Raw genomic sequence first — 3,544 nt, forward strand, 5'->3', positions numbered from 1 at the left:
ATCGAACACGCCTATCATCGATTTTGTCGATTACACCCCAAATTATGATCGACCGGGTCGATCAGCGTTTCAACGCGCGAACGATGCGGGCGAGGGCAGCCAGGGTCGGGCGCCGGCCAAGACCGGTCTCCACCACCCAATCCGCCCGGCGCCGCTTTTCCCGATCCGGCATCTGGCTGCCGAGGATCTGGCGAAAGCGGGCTTCCGTCATGCCCGGCCTCTTCATTACGCGCTGACTTTGGAGGAATTGTGGCGCGGTCACGACGACGACCCCGTCGCAGCGCTTTTCGCCGCCGGTCTCGAACAGCAGCGGGATGTCGAGCACCACCACATCGTGCCGCGCCTGCCGGCAATGTTGCAGGAAGGCGCCCTCGGCCCGGCGGACCAGCGGATGCAGGATGGCTTCGAGCTTTTTGAGCTCGGCCGGCTTGCCGAAGACCCGGGCGCCCAGGGCCTTGCGGTCGACGGCGCCGCCCTTGACGACACCGGGAAAGGCCGCCTCGACCGCCGCCACCGCCTTGCCGCCCTTGGCCAGCAGGGCATGGACGGCGGCATCGGCATCATGCACGGGCAGGCCCAGCGCCCGCAGCATCGCAGCCGCGGTCGATTTCCCCATGCCGATGGAACCGGTGAGACCCAGAATACGCATCTTCTCCGATTGGCCCGCTCCTTGAGTCGTGTCAAGCGCCCAGCCCCCTCTTCAGACGCCGTCTAATCAGGCGCCCCCTCACCCCAACCCCTCTCCCGCGAGGGGAGAGGGGCCCGTTGCTCGACATGCAATGTCTTTCAGTCTTGATGATTCTTGCCATCGGCACCTCATTCCCTCTCCCCTCGCGGGAGAGGGTCAGGGTGAGGGGGTAGTAAGACTGGGCCCGCAGGTGACAGGCATCACTGTGCTCCCCATCACCAAGCCTGCGGAAGCCGTTTGGACCCAATGCGCTTTCATGGGCTATAAGGGCGGAACGATCCTTGGGTTTTCTCTGAAAGCTTCCCGGTTTCATGACTACCATCGGCCTCGTCGTCTTCGGCCTTGTCAGCCTGCTGGCGTTGATGAGCCTGCTGCCGCCCCTGGCGGCGCGGCTGCGCCTTCCCTATTCGGTCCTGCTGGCCGTGGTCGGCTTCATCCTGGGCGCCGTCGTCTCCCTGCGCCCGGACCAGGTCATTCCCTCGCCCATGCTGCACGACATTTTCGACGCGCTGGGCAGTGTCGAAATCTCGTCGGAAGCCTTCATTCTCATCTTCCTGCCGACCCTGCTGTTCGAAGTGGCCTTGGCCATCGACGTGCGGCGGCTCATCGACGACATCGCCCCCGTCCTCACCATGGCGGTGGTGGCGGTGGTGATCTGTGCGCTCACCGTCGGGGTGGCGCTCGCCACCGCATCGCCCTTCGGCCTGGTTGCCTGCCTGCTGCTGGGGTCGATCGTCGCCACCACGGACCCGGCCGCGGTGGTCGGCATTTTCCGCGAGGTGGGTGTGCCGAAGCGCCTCACCACCCTGGTCGAAGGGGAAAGCCTGCTCAACGACGCCGCCGCCATCGCGCTCTTCACGCTGCTCCTCGAGATGCAGCTGTCCGGCGGTGAGGGGAGCATCGGCGGCACCATCTTCCGCTTCCTGGAAAGCTTCGGCGGGGGGGCGCTCGCGGGCCTCATCCTGGCACGGGCGGCCTGCGCGCTCTTTCCCTTCCTCGGTGGCTGGCCCCGGGCCGAGATCACCCTCACCATCGCGCTCGCTTATCTGAGCTTCGTCGTGCCGGAACATTATTTCCACGTCTCCGGCGTCGTCTCCTGCGTCACCGCCGGGCTCGTGCTGGGCTCGACCGGTAAGACGCGCATGAGCGCCCATACCTTCGAGCAGATGGAAGCGGTGTGGAGCCAGCTCGGCTTCTGGGCCAATTCGCTCATCTTCCTCTTGGCCGCCATGTTCGTGCCGCGCATCATGGAAGGCACCAGCCTCACGGAAATCGGCTTCATCCTCCTGGTGTTCCTGGCGACGCTGGCGGCCCGCGCCATCACGGTCTTTGCGCTGCTGCCGCTCCTCACCCGCGCCGGCCTCATGCAGCGCATCAATAACCGCATCAAGACGGTGATCGTCTGGGGCGGCCTGCGCGGCGCGGTGTCGCTGGCGCTGGCTTTGGCGGTCATTGAAAACGCCGCCGTGCCGGCACCGGTGCGTGACTTCATCGCCACCTCGGTAACCGGTTTCGTGCTGATGACGCTCTTCATCAACGGCATCACGCTCCGGCCGCTGGTCAATTTCTTCCGCCTCAACCGCCTGAACCCGGTGGCGCGCGGTGTGCGCGACCGTGCCAAGCTGATGACCCTGACCGACGTCGCCGGCGAACTCAACGACATCGCACGCACCGAGGGCGTCGACCGCGAGATCGCCGATGCGGCTCTCTCCGGCCTGGAAGCAAGATTGGGGGTTGCCCGCGCGCGCTCCCATCGCGGGGTCGAGCTGATGGCCGACGAGATGGTGAAGGTGGGGCTCACCGTTGCCGCGGCCTTCGAGGTCGAGCGCTGCTTTGCGCTGCTCAACGGCCGCATCGTCGACCGGCGCATCGCGGAAATGCTGCTCAGGGAAGCGCAGCATGTGCGCGAAGCGGTGCGCGCCTCGGGGCGCAAGGGCTATATCGCCGCCGCCGAGCGGGGCCTCGGCTTCAATCCCGGCATCCGCTTTGCCCTGTGGCTGCAGCGTCGGCTGCGGATCGAACGGCCGCTGGCGGATGCGCTGGCCGACCGCTTTGAATTCCTGATGATGCAGCGGCGAGTCCTTTCCGGCCTGGTGCCGTTCAGCCGCGACCGCCTGCAGCCTTTGATCGGCGAGGAAGCTGCGGCCGAAATCATCGGCCTTACCGCGCGGCGCATCGAGGCGGTCGAACGTTCGCTCCTTGCTCTGAAGCTGCAATATCCGGCCTATGCCGCCGCCCTGCAGCGGCAATATCTCGGCCGCATCGCCCGCCAGCGCGAAAGTGCTGCCTATGAATCTCTCGCTGCCAATCTGGTGGTGAGCGGCGAGGTCGAGCGCGAATTGAAAGCCGAGCTGGAACAGCATTGGACCGGGCTCGACGAGCGCTGCAAGCTGGACCCCGAGCTTTCCGCCGTCGATCTGGTCGGCCGCGTGCCGATCTTCCGCGATCTCGACATCAAACGGCAACAGGCCATCGCCCATCTTCTCACCCCGCAGCTGGTGCTGCCGGACAGCGTTATCGTGCGCCGGGGTGAAAAAGGGGACGCCATGTATTTCGTGGCTTCGGGCGCTGTCCGCGTGGTGGTGGAGCCCAGTGTCGAATTGGGCTCGGGCGAATTCTTCGGCGAGCTTGCTCTGCTCACCGGCCACCCGCGCAATGCCGATGTCGTGGCGCTGGGCTATTGCAAGCTGCTGGCCTTGAAGGCGCGCGACTTCCAGCGCCTGCTGGCGCAGGATGCGGGCCTCAAGGCGCGCATCGAACAGGTCGCCCAGGAACGCCTAAATGTGGGGGAGCGCCTGAGCTTTGGCTGACCAGCCCCTCTCGGCGCGCGAAAAGCAGATCGCCGGTGACCGCCCG

The 3,544-nt window shown here is 66.0% G+C and carries 2 protein-coding genes; one reads left to right on the forward strand and one right to left on the reverse strand.

What is annotated here, in order from left to right; all coding sequences use genetic code 11:
- Positions 1 to 61 precede the first annotated feature (61 nt).
- Positions 62 to 649, reverse strand: coding sequence for a dephospho-CoA kinase (gene coaE, locus ACE3OA_RS21435; RefSeq protein ID WP_374314673.1), 588 nt, complete (start codon positions 647 to 649; stop codon positions 62 to 64).
- 350 nt (positions 650 to 999) lie between these two features.
- Between coaE and ACE3OA_RS21440 the strand changes: the two genes are divergently transcribed.
- Positions 1,000 to 3,498, forward strand: coding sequence for a cation:proton antiporter (locus ACE3OA_RS21440; protein WP_374314675.1), 2,499 nt, complete (start codon positions 1,000 to 1,002; stop codon positions 3,496 to 3,498).
- Positions 3,499 to 3,544: the final 46 nt, after the last annotated feature.

Origin of the sequence: Dongia sp. (genome assembly GCF_041906375.1) — a bacterium.
Lineage (GTDB): Bacteria > Pseudomonadota > Alphaproteobacteria > Dongiales > Dongiaceae > Dongia.

What these genes read in the sequence shown, in the direction of transcription:
- coaE (WP_374314673.1), bottom strand. Translation starts at nt 649, where the DNA reads ATGCGTATTCTGGGTCTCACCGGTTCCATCGGCATGGGGAAATCGACC.
- ACE3OA_RS21440 (WP_374314675.1), top strand. Translation starts at nt 1,000, where the DNA reads ATGACTACCATCGGCCTCGTCGTCTTCGGCCTTGTCAGCCTGCTGGCG.